20 protein-coding genes are annotated in these 26,586 nt (G+C 52.6%); 3 read left to right on the top strand and 17 right to left on the bottom strand.

Annotation, left to right across the window (positions count from 1 at the left end; translation table 11 throughout):
• Positions 1-52: 52 nt before the first annotated feature.
• Together dhaK and RJP21_RS11560 are read right to left on the bottom strand one after the other, a co-directional pair.
• The gene (gene dhaK / locus RJP21_RS11565) at positions 53-1,813 is read right to left on the bottom strand and encodes a dihydroxyacetone kinase subunit DhaK (RefSeq protein WP_310859390.1); all 1,761 of its coding nucleotides are present in this window, start codon (positions 1,811-1,813) and stop codon (positions 53-55) included.
• Entirely contained in the window at positions 1,810-2,955 is a 1,146-nt protein-coding gene (locus RJP21_RS11560) for a glycerol dehydrogenase (RefSeq protein ID WP_310859389.1), read from the bottom strand. The genes dhaK and RJP21_RS11560 overlap by 4 nt, the downstream gene beginning before the upstream one ends.
• Before the next feature lie 255 nt (positions 2,956-3,210).
• Between RJP21_RS11560 and RJP21_RS11555 the strand changes: the two genes are divergently transcribed.
• Positions 3,211-4,242, top strand: coding sequence for a PocR ligand-binding domain-containing protein (locus tag RJP21_RS11555; RefSeq protein ID WP_310859388.1), 1,032 nt, complete (start codon positions 3,211-3,213; stop codon positions 4,240-4,242).
• A gap of 55 nt (positions 4,243-4,297) precedes the next feature.
• Here RJP21_RS11555 and RJP21_RS11550 read toward each other — a convergent pair whose 3' ends face one another.
• From RJP21_RS11550 to RJP21_RS11510, 9 genes are all read right to left on the bottom strand, one after another.
• Complete coding sequence (locus tag RJP21_RS11550) at positions 4,298-5,095, bottom strand: polysaccharide deacetylase family protein (protein WP_310859387.1); 798 nt, start codon at positions 5,093-5,095, stop codon at positions 4,298-4,300.
• A gap of 158 nt (positions 5,096-5,253) precedes the next feature.
• Positions 5,254-7,572, bottom strand: coding sequence for a helix-turn-helix domain-containing protein (locus tag RJP21_RS11545; protein ID WP_310859469.1), 2,319 nt, complete (start codon positions 7,570-7,572; stop codon positions 5,254-5,256).
• Between the two features lie 147 nt (positions 7,573-7,719).
• Entirely contained in the window at positions 7,720-13,365 is a 5,646-nt protein-coding gene (locus RJP21_RS11540; RefSeq protein WP_310859386.1) for a discoidin domain-containing protein, read from the bottom strand.
• A 64-nt stretch (positions 13,366-13,429) separates the two neighbouring features.
• A complete protein-coding gene (locus RJP21_RS11535) occupies positions 13,430-14,980 on the bottom strand; it encodes an ABC transporter substrate-binding protein (RefSeq protein ID WP_310859385.1) in 1,551 nt (516 codons plus the stop codon).
• Between the two features lie 65 nt (positions 14,981-15,045).
• Positions 15,046-15,924, bottom strand: a complete 879-nt coding sequence (locus RJP21_RS11530) for a carbohydrate ABC transporter permease (RefSeq protein WP_310859384.1) — start codon at positions 15,922-15,924, stop codon at positions 15,046-15,048.
• Positions 15,925-15,939: 15 nt separating this feature from the next.
• Positions 15,940-16,854, bottom strand: a complete 915-nt coding sequence (locus tag RJP21_RS11525) for an ABC transporter permease (protein WP_310859383.1) — start codon at positions 16,852-16,854, stop codon at positions 15,940-15,942.
• 333 nt (positions 16,855-17,187) lie between these two features.
• Entirely contained in the window at positions 17,188-17,634 is a 447-nt protein-coding gene (locus RJP21_RS11520; protein ID WP_310859382.1) for a GNAT family N-acetyltransferase, read from the bottom strand.
• A 212-nt stretch (positions 17,635-17,846) separates the two neighbouring features.
• Positions 17,847-18,365 (bottom strand): phosphotransferase-like protein, encoded by a 519-nt coding sequence (locus tag RJP21_RS11515; protein ID WP_310859381.1) that lies wholly within the window; start codon positions 18,363-18,365, stop codon positions 17,847-17,849.
• A gap of 81 nt (positions 18,366-18,446) precedes the next feature.
• Positions 18,447-19,574, bottom strand: coding sequence for a phosphotransferase (locus tag RJP21_RS11510; RefSeq protein ID WP_310859380.1), 1,128 nt, complete (start codon positions 19,572-19,574; stop codon positions 18,447-18,449).
• A 305-nt stretch (positions 19,575-19,879) separates the two neighbouring features.
• Here RJP21_RS11510 and RJP21_RS11505 point away from each other — a divergent pair, with 305 nt between their 5' ends.
• On the top strand, positions 19,880-20,542 hold the full coding sequence (locus tag RJP21_RS11505; RefSeq protein WP_310859379.1) for a hypothetical protein: 663 nt from the start codon (positions 19,880-19,882) through the stop codon (positions 20,540-20,542).
• 6 nt (positions 20,543-20,548) lie between these two features.
• Here RJP21_RS11505 and RJP21_RS11500 read toward each other — a convergent pair whose 3' ends face one another.
• On the bottom strand, positions 20,549-21,412 hold the full coding sequence (locus RJP21_RS11500; RefSeq protein WP_310859378.1) for a class I SAM-dependent methyltransferase: 864 nt from the start codon (positions 21,410-21,412) through the stop codon (positions 20,549-20,551).
• A 166-nt stretch (positions 21,413-21,578) separates the two neighbouring features.
• Here RJP21_RS11500 and RJP21_RS11495 point away from each other — a divergent pair, with 166 nt between their 5' ends.
• Positions 21,579-22,142: a hypothetical protein gene (locus tag RJP21_RS11495; RefSeq protein WP_310859377.1), complete on the top strand. Its 564-nt coding sequence runs from the start codon at positions 21,579-21,581 to the stop codon at positions 22,140-22,142.
• Positions 22,143-22,280: 138 nt separating this feature from the next.
• Here RJP21_RS11495 and RJP21_RS11490 read toward each other — a convergent pair whose 3' ends face one another.
• The 5 genes from RJP21_RS11490 to RJP21_RS11470 are packed head-to-tail and all read right to left on the bottom strand — an operon-like array spanning position 22,281 to position 26,517.
• Positions 22,281-22,451: a hypothetical protein gene (locus RJP21_RS11490; protein ID WP_310859376.1), complete on the bottom strand. Its 171-nt coding sequence runs from the start codon at positions 22,449-22,451 to the stop codon at positions 22,281-22,283.
• 53 nt (positions 22,452-22,504) lie between these two features.
• Positions 22,505-23,590, bottom strand: a complete 1,086-nt coding sequence (locus RJP21_RS11485; protein WP_310859375.1) for a GerAB/ArcD/ProY family transporter — start codon at positions 23,588-23,590, stop codon at positions 22,505-22,507.
• An 18-nt stretch (positions 23,591-23,608) separates the two neighbouring features.
• Positions 23,609-23,842, bottom strand: coding sequence for a hypothetical protein (locus RJP21_RS11480; protein ID WP_310859374.1), 234 nt, complete (start codon positions 23,840-23,842; stop codon positions 23,609-23,611).
• Between the two features lie 9 nt (positions 23,843-23,851).
• Positions 23,852-25,024: a Ger(x)C family spore germination protein gene (locus RJP21_RS11475; RefSeq protein WP_310859373.1), complete on the bottom strand. Its 1,173-nt coding sequence runs from the start codon at positions 25,022-25,024 to the stop codon at positions 23,852-23,854.
• Positions 25,021-26,517, bottom strand: a complete 1,497-nt coding sequence (locus RJP21_RS11470; protein ID WP_310859372.1) for a spore germination protein — start codon at positions 26,515-26,517, stop codon at positions 25,021-25,023. The genes RJP21_RS11475 and RJP21_RS11470 overlap by 4 nt, the downstream gene beginning before the upstream one ends.
• Between the last annotated feature and the right edge of the window lie 69 nt (positions 26,518-26,586).

The raw sequence follows: 26,586 nt of genomic DNA, 5'->3' as shown, positions 1-26,586 counted from the left end.
ACTGGCTACTTTGGTCTCGGATTGAACCCAAGCAGGGTCTGCTCCTAAATGATTACGATTTAAGAGAATGCGCAATTTCGGTAAAAATGACGCCAAGCGCATACGCCCCGGCATCCGGGTAACCGATGCTCCGGTCGCCGATCGTACCTGCGCGCCCCATCCGGGCTGCGATCGCTTCGGTTTTTTTGGCTCCTTCAACCGCCGCCTCAGCAGCCGCGACTCCGGCGGAGATGATGTCGGAGCCGGCTTCAGCGGCGTTTGCCCACGCTTCCGCGTAAGGAACGAGTGCGTCGATCAACGTTTTGTCGCCGACAACCGCCCCTCTTCCGAAGGATCTCTCGCCGGTGTCCTGGATTCCTTTGACCACCGCGCTCATCATTTCGGAAATTTCAGGAACGGAAAGCTCCTTGCGTTCCCCCGCATATTTTCCTGCCGCCCGGAACGCCGAACCCCAAATCGGTCCCGAAGCTCCGCCGCAATGCTCCATGATCACCAGCGAACAGGCATCCAGGAACGAGCCGATATCTTTTGCCTGGGAGATCACGTCGTCCCATTCCGCTTTGAGCTGCTTGAATCCTTTCGCCACGCTCATGCCGAAATCCCCGTCGCCTGCATGGGAGTCCAGCTCGCAGAACGGAACTTCGTTTTCGATGATCACTGCGCTCATTTTATCGACCAGATAAATCATGTTGTCCAGCGACAGCTTGCCGCCACGAATGACGGCATGTTCTTCGCCGGTAACCATGCCGAACGATTCCGGTTCTCGCTCTGCCTCCTCGATCGCCGCCCCGTTATAACGAACCGGCTCGAACGGTCCGCGGACGACCAGCGCCGGCGTCTCGCATTCCGCAGCGAGCAGCTGCTTCAGCCGGTCATTCAGTTTCATGATCGATACGGATGCGCCCGCCATGTCGATGCTCGTCATGTAGTTGCCGACGAACACCTTGTACACCGTGATTCCGCGAGAGTCGAGCTCGCGCATCACGGCATGGTTCAACAGATAAAGCTCCTGCAGCGGCGTCCCTCCGAAGCCGTTTACCAGCACGGCAGCTTCTTCGTTATCCTTTCCGCTCATCTGCAGGCTCTCCAACAGCTGAGCGACCATGCGGGCAGCCAGGATGTCCGCCGGAATCATCGATTCGCGCCGGATGCCCGGTTCGCCGTGGATGCCGACGCCATATTCCATCTCCTGCTCGCCAATCGCGAACGTCGGGGTTCCCTTCGCCGGAACGGTACAGGAGGTCAGCGCAAAACCGATGCTTTTGACGTTATCGATCGCATCTTGGGCGGCCTGCTTCACCTGCTCGAGGGACAGGCCCGCTTCCGCCGCCGCGCCGGCGATTTTATGCACGAGCACCGTGCCTGCCACGCCTCTGCGCCCGACGGTGTACAGGCTGTCTTCCACCGCAATGTCGTCGTCAACTTTGACATAGTCAACCCGGATGCCGTCCTCGCCGGCAAGATGCGCCGCATTTTTAAAGTTCATGATGTCGCCGCTGTAGTTTTTGATGATGAGCAGCGTGCCTTTTTCGCTTGCCGATGCGCGGATGGCTTGATAGACCTGGATTTGCGACGGCGAAGCAAACACGTCGCCGCAAACCGCGACGTCGAGCATTCCCTTGCCCACGAACCCCGCGTGAGCGGGCTCATGACCGCTTCCGCCGCCGCTGATCAGCGTAACCTTTTGCGGATTCATCTCTTTTTTCTTGATGATTTTATATTTGCCGTTGAACTCGAGTTCCGGATGCGCCATGACGAGGCCGCTAAGCATTTCCCTGACAAGCGTTTCCGGCTTATTCATAATTTTTTTCATCGTATCGCATCCTTTTTGCTTTGTTTGAAAGCCCGGCCGATTTGGTCCGCAACCAAAATGGCCGAGGCCACAGCTTCCTCCGTAATCGGGAATGGCATCGCATGGATGGATTCCTCCGGTATGCAGGCCGTTTCAGCAACCAAACGCAGCTCCTCCGGCGTCATGCTCTCTACACCGATGTCTTCTAAGCATACCGGCAGCCCGACCGACGCGCAAAATTCCAGCACTTCGTTGATTTCCGCCTTGGACGCATTTTCAAGCACGAGTTGGGCGATCGTGCTGAAAGCAACCTTTTCGCCGTGGAAATAATGATGGGTTCCCGGCAGAACCGTCAAACCGTTATGAATCGCATGCGCAGCGGCCAATCCGCCGCTTTCGAAACCAAGGCCGGACAACAGGATGTTGGTCTCGATGATGTTTTCCAGCGCCGGCGTTACTTGATTGGCGTCGCAGGCGACTTTGGCCTGAACTCCGTCTTCCAGCAGCGTGTCGTAACACAGCTTGGCCAGCGCCAATGCAGCCTTGGTTCCCCTGGCGACGGGAGCCGCACCTTCATGAACGCCGCAGGGCAATCCCGCGTTGACTTTCGAAAAGGAGCGTGATGTGGCTCTGGCTTCAAAATAAGTGGACAAGGCGTCCCCCATCCCGGATACGAGGAAACGGGTCGGCGCGTTCGCAATGACGGTCGTATCGATCATCACCACGCTTGGGCTTTGCTTGAAATAAGCATAATCTTCAAAAGCTCCTTCGCCGGTGTACATCACCGCCGAGTGGCTGGTCGGCGCATCCGTGGCGGCAATCGTCGGCACGATGATGAGCGCGTCGCCTTCCGCAACGCATTTGGCCGTATCGATCGCTTTGCCTCCGCCGAGGCCGATCGTGCATGCGCATTGTTTCTCCCGGGCAAGCTCTTGCAGGCGCTTTACTTCTTCGCGGGAACACTCCCCGCGGAATTCGCTTTCAACAAGCGTAACATTGAATTTTTTGGATGTAAAATCAAGCTTGTCCTTCACCCGTTTGACGTCTTCCGGATGGGCGATCAGCAGCGCGGAACCTCCGTAGGTGCGAATAAAATACCCCAAATTCAGCAGCTCGTTTTCGCCTTGGACGTATTTGCTTGGGCTGATAAATGCTTTTCTCATGATTCATTTCCCCTCCGCCGTAATCTCATGTCCATTATATGCGGGGGACTAGCGGAAATCATGGCACTCAACCCGCTTTTTAAAGCGCTTTCCGATGGTGTTTTTTTGTCCTATCGTCTAAAAATTGTACTATCTTGTTCCTGAAAATAGAGTTTTAGTATAATAGAATAAGCGCAGCTGCGGTCGGACGCCGTATTCCTGCCTCAACGGCTGCTCTTTTTGCTCTAACGAACAAAACATTGGGAGACGATGCACATGAACCCGCGTTACGACTTGAAACGAATCATCGATATCGATAAATGGCATAAGCTGCAGGATTCGCTCTCCACCGTGACCAAGATGGCGATCATCACGGTCGATTACAAAGGCGTTCCGGTCACCAAACACAGCCGATGCCAAGCCTTTTGCCAGGGGGTTCGCAAGGACGGAGCCTTGTCCTCCTACTGCCAAAAATGCGATGCGCGCGGCGGCCTCGAAGCGGTTCGCACCAATAAGCCATATGTATACCGCTGCCATTTCGGCATCGTAGACATCGCCGTGCCCATCATTGTCGACGACCATTATATCGGCGCCATCATGGCGGGACAAATCAAGCTTCGCGATGCCGATCTGCCCCTCGAACAAATCGTAACCCGTCCGCCCAACGCTGAAACAGACCGGAAGTTTAAGGAGCTTGAGCCGGAATACCGCGCGCTTCCCGAATTATCCTCCGAGGAGGTGTCGACCATAGCGGACATGCTTTTTCATCTATGCAATTACATCGTCGAGGAAGCGATCGAAAAACATGCTACCGTCGACATGTACAAAAAGCTGCTGAACACGGAGCCTGCCGTTTCCGAAACGATGGTCGGCACGCCACAGGCTTACGAGCAGATCCAGGCGATGAAGCATGAACTGTCCAGCACATTGATCGAAACGAAAATCAAACAGGGCACGGAACGCGTGTATCAAGCCGGTAATCCGTTGCTGCAGCCTGCTTTTGATTACATGTACCTCCATAAAAACGAAAACGTTCGCCTTCAGGACATGGCAGTGCTTTGCCACGTCAGTCCGAGTTATTTCAGCCGTGTGTTCACCCGGGAAACAGGAGAAAACTTTTCGGTGTTCGTTCCGCGCCTAAAAATCGAATGGGCAAAGCAGCTCCTCGAGACCACCGATTTATCCGTGAACCATATCAGCGACGAGCTTGGATTTGCCGATCCCGGATATTTCATTAAAACGTTCAAAAAGTTCGAAAGCTTGACGCCGGCCGTATACCGGAAAATCTATCATCGCGGGCGGCAATAAAATTTGCGGGAATAGAATCCGCCAGTTTGTCGCCATGCTCTATTCGTAATATTTTTTATAACTGTACCGTTTGTCCCGGGGCAATCTCGACCGGGTCGCCTTCCGCGCTGATCCAGACGGATAACGCCGACGGATTATGGACGATACGGTTGTCCGCTGAAAACCGGAGCCGCTTCAACGCGTCCGAATAGGCATAAATTTCGGCGTTGGTCGCGTACCAAATGTCCTTCCTGCCGCCGGCGATTTCGCCGAACCGTTCGATCAGCTCCCAATTCCGGTCGTTTTCGAATTCATAGCTATGTCCCCATACGTATAAAAGCGCCATGTGCGAATGCCTCTGCTCCAGAGATACGAACTTCTCCGCATATTCCGCCATTTGTTTATGATGGCAGGTCGGATGCCAGCGGAGCCAGTCTTCAGGCAAAGCAAACGAGCCGTGGCTGTTGACCGTACGGGCATATTCGATGCCGACGGAACGAAGCAGGTCAACCACTTGATCGCTGTAAGTACCGTACGGGTAGCTCATTCCTTTTACAGGGACGCGGATAAGAGCCTCCAGCGCTTTCCGGTCCTCCACGACCTGCCAAACGATTTGCTCCGCCGGCGATCGGTCCAAAAACGGATGGCTTACGGTATGCGCCGCGACTTCATGTCCGCGGTACAAATCCTCCACTTCGGCCGGATCGACGTACCCCTCCCTGCCAAGCGTGCCGCTATTTAAGTGAAACGTCGCCTTGAGTCCGTAATCGTTCAGCATTTTTACCAATCTGCGATCATGCTCCCTGCCGTCATCGAAGCTGAGCGTCAGCGCTTTGTTCGCGCCATTCGGAAACCGGTCAAATTGTATGCGCATTCAACATCCCCCCGAAAAAATGACTTCTTGTTCAATACTATATTAATTCGCAAAGCGAAGTAAATCGGACCGAAAGCCGTGTTTTGTGTATCGTTCTCCCGCAGTCGATCGAACCTCTGCGCACGCACGATTAACGGCCATTCCGATTTAAAACAGCGCTACTCCGCGACACGGTCCGCTCTGTTCATTTTCCTGAATTGGTTGGGTGAGGTCCCGTTTTTCTTTTTGAACACCGTTATAAAATAAGAGCTGTTTTGAAACCCGATCCGCTCCCCGATATCCTTCACGTTTAACGTTGTCGCGAGCAGCAGCTGTTCGGCTTCATGCAGCCGCAGATCGGTCACGTATTGCGTAAAGGAAACGCTCATTACCTCATTAAACAGTTTGCTGAAATAAGGCACGGAAAGGTTGAGCTCGGAGGCGACAAGCTCCGCCGAAAGACCGCTGCTCCGGTAATGGTTTCCGATAAATTCGCAGGCGATCCTCACGACATCGGCGCGATCCTGGTGCCGATTCATTTTCAACTGTTCGATGATAAAATCGGCCAGCTCTCCATAAAACGCCTCGACCCGTTCGAGCTCCGCAAAATGCTGCACGATGCCGTAAAGCGAATCTTTCCCATAATCTCTTAGCAGCGGCGTAAAATCTGCCATCGTTCCGAATTCGGTTTCAATCGTCGTCACCGATTGCCGCAACGCGGCACGGATGTCCGCCGGCGCGTAGCGGCGCAGTGCACCGAACCATTCGCCGAGAATTCTTCCTGCCTCTTTTCGGTCGTTAACTTTAATGGCTTCGAACAGGGACCTTTCCAATTTGACGGGATAACGAGATGAAGATTCCATTGAGGCCCGAATCGCATCGAAATGATAGACCATTCGGCGATGGTCCACGAAACTGTACTCCAATGCTTCCCTTGCATCCTCAAAAGATTGCCCCAGCTCCCCGATCGACACCGCCCGGCTGCCCACGCCGATTTTCATGCGGAAGCCCGTCACCCGTTCAGCCTGCTGTACCAGCATATTCAGCCGATGGGTCGAGGGATGGTCCTGGGGCTCATGCATCAAAATCGCAAACATCTGCCGTCCGATATCGACCTTTTCCATCTCCTCCCGTTCCTGAAAAATGCGGCGCGCCAGCTCGAAAACGGTATCCTTGACCAGCCGGATTCCCGTATCCGCCACGCTCCCTTCCCTTTGAACCGGACTCTCTACGACGACCGCCACCGCCCGCATCGGTCCGGAATGCAGCCTTATGCCATGCAGTGCGGAATGCAAATCCTTCATCGTTTCGTCGGTGGCAGGCTCGCCAAGGAGAATATCCTTAAGACGGCTTTCTTTCAGCCTCTCCCTGTGTTTGACCGCTGAATCTTCAAGGGACGTGACTTTGCCGATCAGATTTTTGAACACGTCGCTTAAATACGCGGCTTCATCGCCGGATCCTCCGGCAGCTTCCCCGGTTGCCGGATGGCTTCCTTTGACCATTTGAACCACGTTTCCGATGGGGCCGTATAATTTACGGTTCATTAGGATCGTGGCCGCAAAACATGCGAAAAGCAGCAGCAATGATATGATGATAATGTTTCGCTGAAGTATAAAGCTTCCTTTTGTCAGATACGCATAGCTCGTCGCATTCAGCAAATACCATTCAAGCTTGTCGTTGTAAGCATACGTGACCAAAGATTTTGACCCGCTTATCGAATCGACGAAGCTGCCGGAAACGTTGCCCGACTTCATCACCTTGCCCATGAATTCGGCGCCGGAAGCGGCGTCCATGAACGCCTCGGGCTTGTCGCTGCGGGTGATCAAAATGCCGTTTTTGTTCGTGACCATAAAGCTGGATTCCGGGGAACCGCCCATTTTGTCAAACAATTCCTGAAGGGCCGACAGTTTTAGATTAATGAAAATCGCATACTCCGATCTCGCATCGGACGGAATGAAGATCAGGGAAAGAATCGGGTTGTCGTAATGCTTGCCCGAATAAACGTACTGCTGTCTGTGGGGAAGAAAGATCATTTTGCCCAGTCCGCTGCGGACATGAACCAGCCTGCGGGCTTCCGGATCGATGTCGAATATTTCAACGTCCTGCGGGATCGAATGGATGAAACTTCCCGTCGCCCCGTTATACAAATATACGGAATTGATAAACTCGTTCGCATTGACGGCATCGTGAAGCTTGCGGTCCAGGACGAGCGAATCCGCCGGATCCAGCCGGAGCGCATACAGGCTTTTGATCACGTCCTTATCGTTCAGAAGCTGCTCCCCGACCCGAAAAGCTCTTTCATACAACATTTCAATGTTGGCATTGGTTTGATCGAGCAGCTTCCGGTGCGTTTCCGAGATTTGCTTCTCGCTGATCATATTGGTAAACGTGTAGTTGACGACCGAAAGAATAAGCAGGCTCAAAACAAAAATGATCGTGTTGGCAGCGATCAATCTGAACAGAAAGCTTCGGGTCGGCACATGCCATCTCCATTTCATCGGGTTCACCGGCGCTTCACATCCCTGTCGTTCTTGATTCCTAAATATATTGGCCGTTGATCGGCCGAATCCTTCCGATTCGAAGGCGGTCGAATCTTCCGGGATCGAGGATACAGGCCTTCCCCTGACGAGGAAGGCCTGCTTTAGTTATCGCGCCGGCGTAAGCTTGGCGTCGGCCCAATCGGCATGGTCCTCGGCGTTTCCGTCTCCGCCATCCAGAACCACGAGTTTAAGCTCGTTTTTGCCGGAAATGTCGACATCGGCCTGGCGGGCAGGCATGCTGCGATTCATCGCGCCGCTGTCGAACAGCTTGACGCCGTCCGCCCAGACCTGGAACACGGCCGACCCGCCGTTGCTCTCTTGATCGATTCCCACCGTGGCGGTAAACCGCTTGTAGCCTTTGCTCCCGATGGAGTAGCGGATTTCTGATGAGGCATGGGTTCCCAAGCCTTTCTCGTAAGAACGGCTGCCTTTGCCGTCATACAGGGTCAACGCGTTTCCGCCGACGCTCCAATCTTTTCTCACCCGGCCCCAGCCGCTTGTTGCGTCCGCCCATTCCATATCGCTTAAATACTGCGGCGCGTCTGTGAAATTGAACTCAAAATCGTCGCGGTCCGTGAGCTTCATCCGGACGGTGCCGGAATATCCGGAGCTAATGGCAATCGGTTTTTGTACCGGATTCGCTTCGATCCATCCGGGGAATCCGGCTGGATGCGACCAGCCGTTCCGGATGTGCAAGCGTACCGAGCTGTCCGCGTTCAAAGATGCTTTTACCGATCCGGAGCCGTCACCTTGGACGGATACGCGGTTCCCGGATTTCCCGAAAATGAGGGAAGCGTAATTCACGTTGGTCTTGGAGGCGCGGAAATCCGCTGTCCCGAGGCCTTCCTTCTCATCCTCCATCCAAGGCCAATCCGGTTTGACGCCGTATTTCTCTTCCCCTTCGGCCCGTTCCTTATAAGCTGCACCGCTGAGTCTGCCGATTTGGTCTTCCGGATAAACGTTCCATTCGCCATTCCGGTCCCACGTGATCCGGTCGGCACCTGCGGCGGCATCAAAGGATACGCCGACGGCGTCGTAAATTTCCGGCGGGTCCGCAACAGTATATGTCGTGGAAATGAGCCCTTTGCCGTCGATCCGCATCTCGAAATCCACGCTAGTCGCTCCGTATTTGCCGGAAATGCGGATAACGGCTTCTTTGCCCGAAATGCTCTGGCTGATCCCGGAAGGCGTCCACGCCCCCAGCTTCGACGTATAGCCCAAATCCAAATACGGCCCGCCGGTCAGAAGCGTTTTCCCTTGATATTCACCGCTTGTAATCATGCCCGTGAGCTTGCTGAAGACCATCCGAAAGTCTTTGCCGGTGACGATAATCTCGCCTTTCGTTTCCTTAATGTCCGGGGTTTTTCCTTGCGGCTTCCACGGAACAATTGTTTTTTGCCCGATGGTAAGCATGTATTCGTCAACAAGCGGGTTCGCTGCGGTATGGTCATCCCGGTATATTTTCAAGCGGATGGCATCGCCGTTTTTCCACTTTCTTGCCGGAAGCGCAAGCTGCCCTTTGCTCATCGGCTCTACGGATGGCCCCTGGATTTTTCCTTTTTCTTTCCCGACGCTCCACTCAATGGTGACCTCGCTCAAGTTCGTATGATTATAACGATTTTCAATCGGAATCGTCAGCTGTTTGCCGGCTCCCGGGTTCGGAAGCGAATCGGCGTTAATCCTTACGGGGGAATAGGCTTTCTTGACGTTCCAGTATTCCGGCTTTTCCCTGTTCCATTCGTCGAGGATGCCCCAGTTGACCAGGAAGCCCTGCCAGATCCCGTTCGGACCATAAAAGCGGAGATCGCGCGAGTGCCAAATGGCTCCGCCTAACACGCCCGGCGTCTCGTACAGGTCATCCCACAGCCGGTGAAGCGCTGTACCGTAGAAATCCCGATATGCCGGATCGTCATCGATCCAGTCGCCGTAATAGACATATCCGTGAGCATATTCGTCATACAGCTCCGGTTTGTCATGCGTGCCGAAAGTATGGCCGTAAGGAGTGTAATGAATGCTGAACAGGTCGGTATAACCGGCCGGAGCGTTGAACCCCCAGCTGAATTTCACGGGCCGTGACGGATCAACGGCTTTGACGTAATCATGGGTAGCGGCCACATTGCTCCCCCACGCGCTTTCATTGCCGACGGACCAGATTACGATGCTTGGATGGCTGCGGTCTTTCTCGATCGTTTCGGAGAACTGGCCCATATAGTTGTTTAAATATTTGGGATCGCTTGCCCTGCCGTCGCTAACGAACATGACGGAGTTTTCCTGCTCGACGTAAAAGCCGAGCTCGTCGGCCAGATCCAGCACATATTCATATTGCGGCCAATGGGATGCGCGAATGTAATTGACATTGGCTTCCTTTAACTTAACAAGCGACTCGCGATCATGCTCCGGATCGGCGGCGACGCCGATGAGCGGGGAGGACTGATGCCAATCCACGCCGCGCAGCTTCACGACTTTCCCGTTTACCAGCATGGCGTTGCCTTCCATCCGGATCGACCGGAAGCCAACCTTGCGGATCACGGTTTGCACAGGTTTACCGCCTGCCATGACCGTGGCTTTCAACGTGTAGAGCCGCGGATGCTCGGCATCCCATTTGGCGGGCTTGGCGACCGGAATTTGGATTGATGCTTCCGGCTGATCTCCCGTCACGGATATGACGGACGATTGAATCGGCACCTCTTTCCCGTCCGGATCGGTAAGCTGCAGCTCAACTTCCCCCTGCTTCGCTTCCTCCAGCGCCATGCCTGCCGAAACTTTTAAGATCGCGTCCGAATAGGCGGCATCAAATTCGGTTTCCGTCTGCAGCCGGGTCATATGATCGACAGGAAGCGCAAACAGTTTTACCTGCCCGACCAAACCGCGGACGTGCTGATATTCGATAAATCCCGTTTCCGCCGTTAGGCCTACGGTGATCGTTGCGGGTTCGCCGGGGGTAACGTATTCCGTAATGTCGGCGTCAAAGGTCGTGAAACCTCCACGGTGCTGACGGACCAAATGGCCGTTAACCCAAACGCGCGCGTAATTGAATGCCGCTTCGAAACGGAGCATCACCTTGCTGCTTTGAAAGGTTTCGGGAATGTCGACCGTTTTCCGATATGCGTGTTCAATGTTGCGGTCAGGGAACCAGTCGCCTCCCTGTTGTCCGCGGATGTCGAATCCGAGCACCTCCAAGTTGGCCGGAACCCGAACCTCCTTCCAATCCGACGTGTCCGTGCCGTTTCGCCAGAATCCCTGGCCGGGGTTCAGCTTGAACTTCCATGTTCCGTTTAAGCTGACGACGGGGTCGGGTACGCCGTTCACGGATGCCGGGAGAGGAACGATGACTGGCCGCGGCCAACCGTTGGTTTCCGGCCCGACCGGTACGTTCGGCATCGGATCGCTTGGCGTTCCCCATACCGCGAATTCGCGGATGCCCGCCTTGGTGCCGGGCTCGAGCCCTGTAACTGTGATCCGAACATAACGCCGGGCCGTCTCCAGGAAGCGATCTTTTCTCACCTGATCCCGGCCGGAGATCCCCGTTTGGTCAGCCGCCTGATACCAATGGAGGGCGTCGGCGGACACTTCGATTTTGTATTTGTAGTTTTTCGCTTCATTCCAGGTGATCTGCGTACCCGTCAGTTCGTAATCGCGGCCCAGATCGACCAGCAGCCAGCTGTTTGGCTCCGTACTTCCCGCGATCCATGCGGTTTCGTCCTTGCCGTCGACGGCATTCGCAGGACCAGCCGTCGGCTGCGACGACGATGCGGACGCCACTTTGCTCAGCGCGACGTTGGTTTCATCGCGTAAAATGCTGTACGTCATGGATGCCGTAAGGCTCTTGTCCGTCCCATCCGTGACGTAGGCGCGGATCGTAACGTCGTCTTCGATGACAACGGGATCCGCATATTGTTTCCTGGCCGCCGATGTCAACGGGTCGGAGCCGTCAAGCGTATAAAAGATGGAGGCTCCCGGAACGGAGCTGGACAACGCGACGGCCGTGCCCGCAGCCACATCTCCCGGCGGCGGGTCAGCCGACAGCGGTATGACTTGATATTCGAACGTTTTGACCTCGCTGTCCTCTTTTCCCTCCTTGGCCGCATAGGCCTGCAGCTTGGTTATTTTGCCGATACCTTCGCCGTGTAGAACGATCGGCTCCTTATACGGAGTCTTTGTATCTGATGTCCTTGGATCGGTGCCGTCGGTCGTATAATAAATCGTTGCCCCAGGCTGGCCGCCGAACAGCTCGACCTTCGTGCCGTCGATCACCGGTCCCGGTTTGACGCTTGCCTCCACAGGCAGCACGACGGCCGTGTTGTAGAGTTCAAACTCCCATATGGCAGCGGCAATGCCGACTTTCTCCAGCTGGTGAAGCCTGACGTAACGCGCCTTTGTCGGGGCAAATCCATATACCTGATCCTTTGAATCGTCATTGCCCGTTTCCTCGGCCACCGTGGTCCAATGCTCTCCATCCTCCGACGCGTCAATCGTAAACTTGGTCACGTAATTGACATGATCCGGATTTTTTCGGAGGACGGCGTAATTGACCGGCTGGCTGCGGCCCAGATCGACGGTCAAGTCCCACAGCACATTCTGCTCCGGTTGGGCGTAGGTTCCGGGATTGCCGTCGATGGCGCGTCCGGCGACATTGCCCCAGCCTGCAGGAGACGACATTTCCGCGGTCGCGGTCAACGCCAGGTTCGGATATTGGGAAAAGTCCTCCGTGAGAACCCGATATTCAAAGCTCCCGATCTCGCTGACACCCCCTCCCTTTTCGTCGATCGCAACCGCTTTGATGCTCATATCGGACTCGACTGTAATCGGCTCAATGTATTTATGCCGGGTCTCGGATGTCACCGGGTCCGTTCCGTCCGTCGTGTAATAGACGGCGGCCGTGCCCGGAGAGCTGGAGAGCTTCACCTGCGTGCCCGGCAATACCGTTCCGGATTGCGGCTCAGCCGTCAGGACGGGGACCACGGCCGCCTGCGCGTACAGCTCAAGCTCGCTGATCCGTACGGCGGGCCAATCGACGCCTTCTGCCGTCTTTTTGGTCACGTGGAGCCGGACATATCGGGCCGATACGGCATCCGGCAAAACTCGGTCGGTCACGGCATCCATGTTGCCAACCACCGAATCCGCCGTTTGCCAGGGGCCGTTCATGTCACCCGAGCTGTATTCCAGTTGGAAATCCTGCGTAGCCCACGTGCCCGATGCGCCATGGTACACCGTCCAGCGCTTGATCGGCTGAACGGAGCCCAGGTCCACCATCGCCCATTCGTCGGCCAGCGGACTGCTCTGCCATCCGGTATCGCTTGTGGACCACATGCGGTCCAAACGACCATCCGTCAAGTAGACGCCGGGATGCTGCGGAAGCGCGCTGCTCACCGTCACCGGCTTGTTAAGCGCCAAGTTCATCCCGGAAACGGCAGCGTCGGTACTGTCGGGTGCTGCTGCCCCCTCTCCCGGCTCAATCTCCGGCACGGTCTTTTGTCCCCCGTCAGCTGGGGGCTGGACTTCGGCTGGGGGAGATGTTTCCCCTGACTGCTCCTGCTCTGATTCAGGCGTCTGAGCGCCGGGAGGTTCTTGCGCCGCTGGTTGTTCGGCTTCAGGCCGTCCTTCTTGCGGCGGCGCCCCTCCCGGGATCGGCGTCTCGGTCCCTGAGCCGGCGGCAAATACCCTTGGAGAAAAAAGCGGTGCGGAAGCAAATTGTCCAAGCGCAAGTGATGCGGACAAAGCGGCAATGGCCAGTGATTTCAACTTGAGCATTTCGGAATTCCCTCCCCAATATTTCAAAATGAATGCGACGAGCGAACTGACACCTTAAGAGCCGTTATTTCTGCTTGGAAGCGATAAATGCATCCAGCTGCCGCTGCATCTCTTCGATGACTTTGTCGATTCCTGCCGATTTCAGCTTGCTTTGGAATTTCGGATAAAATTGATCATAGTCCGAAAATCCCGCATACGCCGCATCCACATATTCCTTTTCGACGGCATTGATTTGGGCCATTTCGGCTTTGACCGGATCGGCATTAAACCGGAAACCGAGCGTAGGCGCCTCAACCGCCCCTTCATCCCATTTTTGCAGCGATTGGATAAGCTCCGGGCTGACGTGCTTGCTGAAATGTTTGAGGCGAATATCGTCCCAGGCCCAGTACACCTGATTGTAGGTTTGCTGGTCGCCGATGCCTTCAACGGAAATGGCGCTGCCATCCATTTTATAGTTGACGTCCTTCACGCCGTAAGAAAAAAGGTCGTAATTCTCTTGCTGGCTGCGGAACCAATTGACGAAGGCAACGGCCCCTTCCGGATTTTCGCTCGTAGAGAATACCGACAGCAGGTTGGAGGCCGCATCAAAATTGTATTTCGGCTTGTCGGGATTCAGGAACACGTCCTCCAGATCCCCTTGGGGAAGCGTTTTCTTGAACGCGTCGATCCGTTCCGTCGTTTTCAACACGTTGGACCAGATGGCCGCAAGTTTCCCGTTATTGAGCGCGGCTTCGGGATCCTTGATTTCCTGGGCGTCCTTCGGCATCCAGCCGTTCAAATACCATTTTCGCTTCGTGTTCACGATGTTTTTAAAAATTTCGGATTCGTAGAAGTTGTACACTTTCAGCTCCGGATCCGCAGGATCCACATATCCCGGCCCTGCTCCCATGTCGCCGACGGGAAGATAAACGTCTCCGAACTCCCGCAGCAGCGCGCGGGTGCCGTCATTGGCGATCGGCATCATTCCGGGTTCGTTTTTCTTGATCGTATCGAGATAGTTTTCAAAATCGGCGAGCGTGCGGATTTCGGGCAGGTTGTATTTTTGGCGCAGGTCTCCCCGAATCGCAAAGAAGTTGTTGTTTTCGGCCGTCGGCACGAGCGTAGGAATGCCGTAAATCCTGTTATCGATCGAAGCGCTGAGCCAGTTGGCCGACGGAATGCTCGCCTTAAGGTCCTTGCCGTTTGTTTCAAGCCACTCGTCAAGCGGCGCCACGACATGTTTGGAAACGATTTGGGATAACCAGCTAACGTGCGTCCAGGCCAAATCGTATTTTTCGCCCGAGGCGGCGATCAGGTTCAGCTTGTTGGAATATTGATCCCATGGGAAGTACGTAAATTCGAGCTTCAACGGCAGCCCATCGGCGTTCAGCTTGTCTTCAAGCGCTTTCTGCACGTTGGCCAGATCTTTTGGCGCGTCGCCGGGAAGCACGATTTTGACGGTTCCGCCGACTTGCGCTTTTTTCTCTCCTCCCGTGCCCTGTTCGTTTTTCTTCTCGTCCGCGTTCCCCTCCTTTTCGGACGCTGAACCGCCGGAGCCGGAACAAGCTGTGAGCAGACCGCATAGCATCATCGCCAATATAAGGATGGAAACAAGCACCTTCTTTTTCGTCACCATTCAGAACCTCCCCTATTAAGTAGAAAAAATCTATCTATGTTGAACCGCCTTCGGACGGCTGCAACCTATCCTTTGACCGCGCCGATCATGATGCCTTTCACGAAATACCGCTGAATAAACGGATAGACGAGGATGATCGGGCCGATCGTGACCAGCACCATGGCCATCTGCGCCGTCTCCGACGGCAGCGTTTGGCTGCCTGACACCAGATTCCCCTGCGTGCTCATGTAATGGATCATGGATTGGATTTTGAACAGGATGAATTGAAGCGGGTACAACCTCCGGTCGTCGATTAACCACAGCGCAAGTCCCCAATCATTCCAATATGCAAGCGAATAAAACAAGGCCACCGTCGCGATAATCGGCGTGGAAAGCGGCAGCATGATTTTGGCAAACACGTAAAACGGTCCCGCCCCTTCCATTTCAGCCGATTCCATTAGCGCCGGCGGCAGCGACTTGAAGTAATTCCGGATCAGGAACACATGAAAAGGATTGACGAGCATCGGCAAAATCAATGCGGCCAGCGTATCCTTCAGATGCAAATATTTGGTGACGAAGATGTACCATGGGACAAGCCCCGCGTTAAAAATCATCGTAATGAAAATAAACAAGGCGATGCCGTTGCGATATTTTACCTTCTGCCGGGCCATCGTGTGGGCAAGCATGGCACTGAGCAGCAATCCGAGTCCCGTCCCAATCGCCGTCACAGCAATGGAAACCATATACCCCCTCCAAATTTCGTCTCCGGAGAAAATGAGTCGGTAGGCATCCCATGAAAACGTGTCCGGAAACAGCGAATACCCATGCTGTATCACTGAGGACTCGCCGGAAATCGAAACCATAACCGTCAATAGGAACGGAATCGTCGTAAAAGCGCAGAAGGCGGTCGCGATGAGATGAAATAATGCTTGGGAAAACGAGTATCTTGTTTTTTGTGCGTGCATACGATCATTCCTCCGTCAAAACAGCGCGTTGTCGTTGTTCATTTTTTTGACAGCCCAATTGCAGCCGAGAACAAACAGAAATCCGCATATCGACTGGTACAGGCCTACGGCTGCCGGCATGCTGACGTCCCCGACGTTTTTGACCGCCCGAAACACGTAAGTATCGATGACGTCCGTCGTTGGAAACAAAAGTCCGTTATCACCGACAATCGAGTAGATCGTTTGAAAATCCCCGTAAAAAATTTTCCCGACCGCAAGCAGCGTGACGATCGTGATGGTCGGCACAAGCAGCGGCAACGTAATGTACCGGATGCTTTGCCAACGATTGGCGCCGTCCAGCGCGGCCGCTTCAAATAATTCATCGTCGATGCCGATGATGGTCGCCAAATACAAAATGACCGCATAACCCGTATTTTTCCAAACGTACACGCCAACAAGGATCGCCACCCAATACCCCGGAGCGGAATACCAGTCGACAGTAGCCAAATGCAACAGATCCCTCAGCTGGTTCACCAGTCCGTATTTGGAGCTGAACATCAAGTAAACGAAGTTGCCGACGACGACCGCCGAAAAAAAGTAAGGCAGAAACATGAGGCTTTGATACATTCTGCGAAAAAAACTTTTACGGATTTCGTTCAGCAAAATGGCGAAGGCGACGGCGATGACCGTCCCGAAAACAATGTAGTTGGCGTTGATAAACAGCGTGTTAAACGTCGTTCTCCACGCATAATCGCCTTGAAAATAAAACGCGAAGTTCCTCAGACCCACCCACGGGCTTCCGAATATGCCGTCCTTGAAGTTGTAATCCTTAAACGCGATCAAAATCCCCGGCAGCGGCAAATAACAAAACACCAGGAAATATAGCAGCCCCGGCAGCGCCATCACATAATACCACCGATTGCTTCGCAGTTCCTTGAGCATACCCTTCATACCATCGAATCGCTCCCCCAACATGTGAATTCGCCTTGTAAGCGTTGTCATCAACGATGATAAAAGGTTTGCCCCGGAAAGGAAATTTCACTTTGTTAAGATGATATAAAAATTTTACGAAACGGCCTTTAAAATTTTTAAGCGGATGCTGATTTTTGCAAGTTGGACGAGGGAATACGCATATTTTTTCTTTTACCGGCCGGTCGGAGTATTCCTGTTCAAAAGGTTCAAGCTGTGAACAAACCTCCTCCTTGTCGCTCCCCTTTCCATAAAAAAACCGCCTTAAAAAGGTTAAGGCGGTTAAATATAGGCATGTGCGATAGCGCTATTTTTTTACGCGAATTGGAGCAACCGAATGATTTCGCCGTCCACGATTTCTTCTGTAACTTTCATAAATCCCAGCGACTCGTACAAATTTGCCGCAACCAGATTTTCGGGTCGATGTCCAATCATTACTCTTTTACAGTTTATGGCTCGCATATGTTCCAACAATTTTTTTAACGCTGCTTTACCATAACCCTTGCCTTGATGCCTTTCATCGATCATGAAGGCCGGTATCCAGCAGTTTCCTTCTTCATCGGGCTCCGGGCAAAATACGATAAAGCCGACCAAGCTGCCGTTTGCGTTTATGGCACGAAGTTCGAAATGATCCATGAATTTGGACTCGGCGATCCAGTAGACCACTGGAGCCGGAAATACGTTCAATTGTTCCGTCTTTACCTTTAGCCCGGTACAAGCATACCAGTTTTCAGCCGACACTGCTTCAAGTCTGATTTCCAATAAATATTCCCTCCCGGTGATTGTTCTGCGGAGGAAATTTCACGGCCGTTCCCCCGCTGGTTAGTGCATGTTTCCTCTTTTGATCGTTTGGATATTTTTCATACCACATCACTCCCTTCAAAAAACACACACAAAATGTTGAACGCATCAAACGTTCCGAAATTAACTAGTTGACGTCGCCAAGATAGCGGACCCCATTTTTGGTCCTCTGTTTACGAACCGGTTGCTAATGCTTTAATAATTATTTCAGCGCATTCATTTGGCGAAAAAAGGCTCGTGTCGACCGAACAGCTATAATGTATGTTATCCGCCATGAGTTGGCTTTGCCAATCGGATTGATCTTCCGTTCTGTCGTGACGTTCCCGGTTGCGCTGCCTGCAAACTTCCAACGGGCAAAACACCTCAACGATATCGAACGGATATCCGGCAAAAATTTCCCGGACCGTGTCATAGTGGGGCTTCAATTCGGGTCTTTCAACTAAAATGCCGTCAATGAGAACGTTCTTTCCCAGATCCGAAAATAACCTTGCGGTATGATACATCATCCAAATGGCTTCGCTCAAATATTTCCAGTAATCTTCCTGCAAATATTTATCGCCGATCATTTGCTCGAAAAGATCGTTGGCAACCACATAAAAAAATTTCTCGGATCGCGATTGGATGGCGTCTACAATAGATGTTTTACCTGAACTCGTCACGCCGTTCAAAAAAATAATGCTCCCTTTCCCCATTCCTCTTAGCTCCTCATAAAACATGATTCCCACTAGGATTTTACGTTGCTTTCGGACCGCAGACCGATAGGACATCAGTGCTTAAATCTTCTTCAACATCAACTGCCTCCGCAATGCTTCCGCTTCTTCCGCCGCCTCCATCTGCATCTCCGCGATCCGCATGAGTTTTCGGCTCTCTGGCGCCTTCGGGTCCTGTTCCAACTTTTTCAGCAGCTTGGGCACCTCCCACACGGCACGCAGCGCAAAAGCGGCAAGACATCCGAAGCGAGGAAGCGCCTCGTCGCCACGCCACCCTGCACCCTTCAAACCTGAGATGTATGAAGATATGAAAAGCTCAAGATCATCCCTGTACGACTCCAGCGGAACTTGTCCACGGCTGACGGATAATCCGAAAAAGCGGCCCAGATCCTCGCCGACACCGGAAATGCTGGCAAACTGCCAATCGATCAACGCAAGGCTTCCTTCATGCAAGCCATCGGGCGTCAGCAAAATATTGGATTCATAATAATCCTGGTGGGAGAACGTTCTCGGCAGTCGCTCCAGCGCCGCCAACCATTCGGGGATGAGGGTTTCCAACACGGCAAACCGGTCGATGACAGAAGTTAAACCATTAGACGAAACCGCAGGGTGTTTGGCTATAGACTCCTGATGCACTTGGCGGTATTTCTTGCATTCATGAATCCAAGAACGCATCCAATGACGATTGATCCACGAAAAATCGGGCAGCGGCTGGCCGAGTACATAGGCCGCGTGAAATTCCCCCAGCTTAGCGGCTGCAAATGCGTAGTCCCCTCGCTCCCAGCGCTTGGATTCATGCGGTATGTCCTCAAGCCATAACCAAACGGACCCGTCATCCTGTTCATCGATCGCATAGCATTCCGGCGCCCGGAAACTTGCAGGCAGGCTTTTCAGCAATCCAGACTCGTAAGCGAGCACCTCGCGGCGCCAATAATTGTAGTGGGCCGGATCGTCCCGGTTCGGGTCGGCCAAGACGATTTTAAGGATTGCGGTCCATTCGTGAACCGCTCCCCCGATAACGTATTTGCCTGAAACGCGGTAAACCCCGTCCGTCACGAAATTCCGGTTCTTCGGCCCGATCGGTTCGCAGTCCCATTGGGAAAGGAAACCGTCGTCCGTTTGAAGTATCTGTTTTGAGACTGCCTTCAGCCGGTTTTCACTAATTTTGGCTGTAACGCCTATTTCGCGCATAAACATGAATCCTCCTCTACGGATATAAGGCCATTTGTGCTAAGAGAGAGATTCGCCTTTTTTGATCCGGCTATGGCTTGCTTGCAAACCTCGACGTAGCTGCCTCCGTTATGTATCGTTATCGTTATGTATAATTTACCACACGTCCCATGCTGTTCCAACGCAAAACAACCATGATTGCTGCGGCCGAAGGGAATAATAAAGGCTTGCGTTTTTGCACCGTTTCGTTTAATTTAGTTTTCAAACCGATTTATCGTTAAATTTTTCCAACCCAACCAAAGTTGTTGAAGGAGCTTATGATTTTTATGATCAGGTCACTTGGAAATCGCTTTTTAATCATCTTTCTCATCATCGCTTTGTTATCAAGCTGCAACGTTGCCAAAAAACAAATCGTCCCTCAAGACGTCGAACCGGAAACCATATTGTACGGTCTGTATAATTTTAAAAATATTAAATCGGTCAAATCCGTATCCCGCCTGCCCTTGAATGAAATTTCGGAAATCGCAGATGACATTCACATCTATTATCAATATGCTTTCTTGATAAAAGGGGCCGTGAGCCAGCAAAACTATCCGATTCCGGACCAGCTTTACGTCATTGCCGCGATCGATAACCAGAGGGAAAACGGGGAGATGAATATCAATAGAATAGAAGGCACGATCAATGGGAAATACGCGCTTTTACAACCAGACGACAGAAAGTTTGACGTCAATGTCTGTTACGGAAAAACGAAATCCGAATGCAATCCTAAAAAAAATCCGCCCTATCAAGTGCGGAGCATCGCTTTTGAGCTTGATAAATTTGAATCCTTTAAGGCTAAGCAGAAAAATATCGTGGATATCAGCGTGCAATACGCTTTTGGGAAAAGCAAAAAGGAGCTTCGCGGCAGATTTTTTAGCGAAAGTGGATTGGGTTACTCCGGGGAAAGAAGCGTCTCGTTTGAGCTGCCGGCCGAATTTTTTAATTAATAACATTTATATTTTGCCTACAAACGCCCCCACCGGTTTAGAAATGACGAGCTCTCCTCCTTTTTCGCGGATCAGCTCTTCCGTCAATTGAATAAAACAAGGAGCAATGGCATCGCGAACTTCTTTAGATAGGTTGTCGTCGTTCATAGGCCCTTGATACAGCTGCGTTGCCGCATAATATTGAAATACGGGCTCCGGCTCTTTCACCATAAAACCCGCTTCGTACGTCCAAGATTCGACCTGCTTGAAATGTTTGCTTAACGTTTGCTCCCCGTTCTCCAAGGAAAACGCGATCAGCTCTTCCTTAACGCCAAAAGGAATGCCTAGCCGGTCCATCGTGTTCAAGTGCAGTCCGAACAACTCCGGCATGCCTTTTTCGCTGTTGGTTGTTGCGAGTAATCGGCCAGATTGTTTTAATACCCTGCCCATTTCCGCCAGTCCCCGATTCAGATTCGGAAGATGGTACAGCATGTGGTTTGCCATCACGAGATCGAATTGTTCGGACAAAAACGGGAGGTTCTCCGCATCGGCCTGCATATGCAAAATGGGCAATGATTCCTTTTCGGCTTGAACCCGGGAAGGAATCATTACCCCCTCGGCCAAATCGCATGCAGCCAAAAAACCGCCGCTGCCTTTCAGCATTCGGCCGACAGGCAGAGAAAATCTCCCGTTTCCCGCCCCGACGTCAAGCACGAGTTCACTTCCCGTCAGCTTCAGCTTGCCGATTAACCACTCTTCGAATGTCTCCTTTCGCAAGCCGTACGTTTCCAAGACCTCATATTTCGCCTTCAGATTCTGTTCCGTGCCATAAATGGATCGAATGGCGTCTTTATCGTGGGATCCTTCGTAATAATTCCGGATTTCCTGCATTTGTACGGCCTCCCTATTCCTTATAATCATGACGAAATGATCTTGTATTGTTCCTCACGTGTTCCGCTTTCTTCCCTAAATTCGCCGCTGCTTTTAAAAATCCATTTTATTCAAAACGCAGGTTGATTATAATCATGTCATGATCAACTTGGAAAGGATGTGGCTCATGACCAAAACGGCCCGAGTGCCTTTGACTGCGGTGGTCTCAGTTTTGGATCTCTCCTCCCCGGACGGGCGGGTTTGGTACAAGAAAAAAAGAAACTTGCTGCGGATGGCCCTTATCGTGTTCTGCTTGATCGGCATGTTGGTCGTTTTTTTCAAATACGGCGGCGACGAGCGCAAGCATTTATGGATCGGCATTGGCGGGTACAGCGGCGTACTGTTTTTCTTCAGTTTCATTCCTACATATGTCTTTTATCGAATCCGCCGCCGACGTGCAGGAATGACCAAAGCAGACCTAGGTTTCATGGCGTTTCTCGTCTTGTTGTCCCTGTACCCGCTCATCATGCTCGGAATGGTGACGGCCGATATCGTGCAGGGCCCGATCATTAAAATAATCCATGTTGAGGACAAGTGGAACCCGAAGCGCGGCGGAGACATGGTCAGAACGAGCGAAGGCACGCAATACGAAATTGCCGACCCCAAGATTGACATTAGGGAGGGGGGCACCTACCGTGTCAAAGTGCTGAAACATTCCAAACTGATCCTGGAAGCGAAGAAACAGCGCTAAAAAAAAGCAAATTTGCCTAGGGCAAATAACGTGCTCCCGGTGTCAGCCAAAAGGAGCTATGAAACATCGATCCTTCGTATTTCGTAACGAAAGCCGACGGCAGTCCTGTTTTCCAACACGGACCCGACGGCTCTCTTTTTACCCTTTTTCCAGAAAGTTATGGTCAAAATAAGCTTTGAAATTCGGATACAAAAAAACAAGATGCTCTTGGAGTTTCTTCCGTTCCGTATGTACTTCGTCCAAATCGAACAAAATTTCGTGGTCAATCTCGTAAATCGCCTGTTGCTCCCCGTCCGGTCCGCCGCCCACGTCGATGCACCAAATGCAGCCATACTCCCCTTCCCACCTGTGTCCACAAAAATTCAGGAAGCTATTTTACGCCGAATCCAAGCAACTACAACCAGCAAGATCGGAATTAACACTAAGGTTATAATCGACGAACCCGTCCCCCCGGTCGGGAAATAGTGAAGCATTTGCTGAAAGTTTTTGGCCACCCAAATGCTGAATACGGCGATCAGCAGGCCGACCGGAAATACCAGCGGGCGATAATCTTTAATATTAAGCCATTGCGAGACGCTCAAAACAAATGAGTAATGCCACATCGAAATCTGCACGAATCCGCCCAGAATCCACAGCGCCATGACGGTAGCCTCTACGTGCGAGAAAAAATCGGATATGTTGATATAACGCGACGCCGACAGAAAAGGAAACGTCAGGTTGGCCGTCGTCTCCCCGAACAGAAACAGACAGGTGGAATTGGTGATCACCATCGTGAACATCATAAGGATGACCGCGAGCAAACCTCCTTTGAGGCGATTATCCCCTTTGCGAACGGAAGGATAAAAAGAGGTGATAAACAAAAATTCCATAAACCAAACCGACGGTTCAAGCGCCCCCTTAACCGAAGGAAGCACCCCCAACCCGAACACGGGAAGGATATTCAAAAAATCATATTCCGGCAGCAGAAATATAAAGATGGACACGACGAATAAAAAGAAAATCGGGCCGAAGATCAGGGCAAATCTGCCGATGACCTCTACTCCCGATCGTACGGCAAAGGAACACGTGACCACGATACACCCGACAATGACGGTAATCGGCGTCTGCGACAGAAACGCCTGTACGATAAATTCGGCATATTCCCTCGTAATAAGCCCGATCGCGTCGATTTGGAAAAAGAGGATCAAAGCTCCCAGCACGCTGCCGATCATTCGGCCAAACACGCGGTGCAGGTGCTGAACCATCGTTTGTTCCGGATAGAACCTGTTCATGATCCACGCCAGGAACACGCAAACGATGCCGAATATCGAACCGATGATCGGCGACAACCACATGTCCTGTTTGGCATACATGGCCGTAAACGAAGGCACGACAAGAATCGAGGTGCCGCCGACCATCAAATACATCATGAAAACGAGTTGCGTGCCCGAGATTTTTTCCTTCTCCATTCTGTTCCGACTTGCCTCCTATCCTTCAGGATAAAAGATGTTCCAGATCGGCCTTGTCGCATAATTGATCAGCTCGGTCGGCCCCGGTAGGCGGGGGAAAAACATGAGCAGCAGCGCAATCGCCCATCCGGCCGCGGTTATAACGGCAAATGCAATCTTCTCTTTTTTTGCGCCCGGCCGCAATCTCGGGTAATCATAAGCAAAGATGGCTGCGGCCAGCAAGGTAATCCCCAGCATTTGAATTACGATCATACGTCACCCTCATTTGTAGCTTTTCCCGGAGAAACCAGGCCATAAAATTTCCACCTTAGAATCGGCATTCAGATCGACGTTTTGAAAAATATCGTCCCAATGTCGCTGCTCCCTTACCCACGTTTGCGGATATTTCCGCCAGAACGCATCCGAAAACCCGAAAACGTCGGCGCCGGTTTCCCTTTGGATGAGCCGAAAAGTGGCCTGGATCCGTTTTTCGATCTCCCGGTTCATTTGTTCTTCCACATGCCGTACTTCTTGCGGCTTCATCAGATTGACGCGCGTTTCGTTTTGGAGAATGCTCGCCTCGCCTTCGAAACGGACAATCATGCTCCACCGATCGCCGCGGATAACGGGAATTAGCTTCGTGCGGCCTTTGATGACCCTGGCGGTCATGACTCCTTCTCCTTTTCCGCCTCTTTCGTTTACATGAAACGTAACATTCGTCCTTTTGAGCTTATTCAGGATCAGCAAGGTATCGCGTTTCGCCGTATCGTCGAATGCTCCCTGCAGTTTTCCATCCTTAATGACGGCGGCACCGGAGATGAACGGGAAGGGGCTGCCATCGTTATCTTCCTTTTGGACAATATACGGGACTACCGCGGCTTTCGAGCGGCCTGTAAGCATCTCGCTCAAATCTTTGAGCGAAACATTCATGCCGAATGGCAAAATAGCCATCTCCCGCAGCGTTTCCGCAACGTCCCTTTCCATTTTCGGATGAATGTCCAGAATCTTCTTGGCATCTCCCTTGCTGATGAAAACGTAAGCCCGCTCACGCGGCTGCGGATGCCGAAAAATAAAATCGATCTGGTCGAGTATGCCTTGTTTCGCCAGCCGTTCCCCGATAATGAATACCTCGCCGTGGCCCCAAAAAACTTTTCGCGGCATCTGCTCCTGCAGCTTTGCGGCTGCCTCGGCCAAGTCGGTCCCGCTGGCGCTTTGAACGACAATCGTGTCGCTTCCGGAGCTCCCGCCCATGCCGCCGCTTCCTTCGCTGCCGGATTGGCTTGGCGTGAACACCTGTACGGAAAGCTCGATGTCACCGTTTTGCCCGACATCCAGCCCTGCCGCCATGATCAAGGCAAGATCATTCACCTCCGTGCGATCCCAGCATCCGCCCAATAAAGGAAGCAGGCCAAGCAGAAGGCATGCAGCGCCGATTTTTTTTAGAACCTTCATCATTTGCTACCACCCCGGGATGAGCCTGGCCGCTGATGGGGCCCTTGACGGTATCGGTTCCAGAATCCCGTTCTGGGCCTTCTGTTCATTTTCCAAAACGGCACGCGGACCGCGACGTCCTTCAATTGTTTCCAGCGCGTAACGGTTACGATCGATGTATACGGCGCACCAAACGACCGGAGCGAAAACAAATGGGTCAATATAAGCGCAAAGCCCATCATCAATCCGAAAAAGCCCAGCGTCCCCGCCAAAAGCATCATCGGAAACCTTAGCAGCCTGATGGAAATCCCGAGCGTAAAATGCGGTATCAAAAAGGAGGCGATGCCCGTGATTGCCACGACCATGACCATCGGGGAAGAGACGAGCCCCGCCGCAATCGCGGCCTGTCCGATAACGAGCGCCCCCACGATGCTGACCGCCGCGCCGATTTGTTTCGGAAGCCTTACTCCCGCTTCGCGGAGCGCTTCGAACGTGATTTCCATCAATAACGCCTCGACAAGAGCCGGGAACGGGATTTGTTCCCTTGACTTGGTCATATTCAAAAGCAGCGTGGTCGGAATCATTTCCTGGTGAAACGTAACGACGGCCACGTAAAATGACGGGCCGATCAGGGCGATAAGAGCAAAAAGATAGCGAAGCCAGCGGATAGCCGAGCCGATATAATAACGCTGGTAATAATCTTCAGGCGAATGCAAAAAAGCAAAAATCGAAGTCGGCGCGATCAGGACGATCGGCGTGCCTTCGACCAGGATGGCTGCCCTTCCTTCCAAAAGATTGGCCGCCACGACATCCGGCCGTTCCGTCGTTTGCAGTTGAGGAAACGGCGAGTATGGATTGTCCTCGATCAGCTCTTCAATGTTGCCGCTCTCCAAAATCCCGTCGACGTCGATGCGTTCAAGCCTCGATTCGATTTCCGAAATCAAAGCGGGATCGACGATATCATTCATATAAGCGATGACGACCTCCGTTTGGGAGTATCGTCCGATCCGCATCGATTTCATCTTGAGCGTCGGCGTCTTCAGTTTACGGCGAATCATGGTCACATTGTCGATCAATGTCTCGACAAAACCTTCACGGGGACCACGTACGACCGATTCCGCCTCAGGTTCGGTAATCGAACGTTTCTCCCATTTTGCCAAAGAAAACGAAAGCGCCTGATGTTCGTCCTCCATGAGCAGCACCGGGTTTCCGTTTCCGACCTCCATCACGGCCTGCTCAAGCGTCTTTACTTGGGAAAACGACGATACGGGCAAACATTCGCATAATGCGTTCAGCCCTCCCTCATCATCCGCCAGCTTCTGAAGCGCAGGGTCAAGAATATACCGGTTCAGCATTTCGTTGTCGGTCATCCCCGTCAAAAATACGATGACCGCCGCCTTTCGGCCGCATTTGAGATCGTGAAAAACGACATCAAAGCAATCCGCGTACAGCGCTTTGATCCTCTCGATATTGTCCATAAGTCGGGGCGTTATTGCGGATTCACCGCTGTTGTTCATCTCCGCACCTCCCGGGCAACGATTCGCTATTGATGCCATGCCGCTTTAACGGTTTCCGTTTAGTATGTT

The organism is Paenibacillus sp. VCA1 (genome assembly GCF_031583795.1).
GTDB lineage: Bacteria > Bacillota > Bacilli > Paenibacillales > Paenibacillaceae > Paenibacillus_AQ > Paenibacillus_AQ albilobatus.
This window is presented reverse-complemented; position numbering and strand designations above follow the sequence as displayed.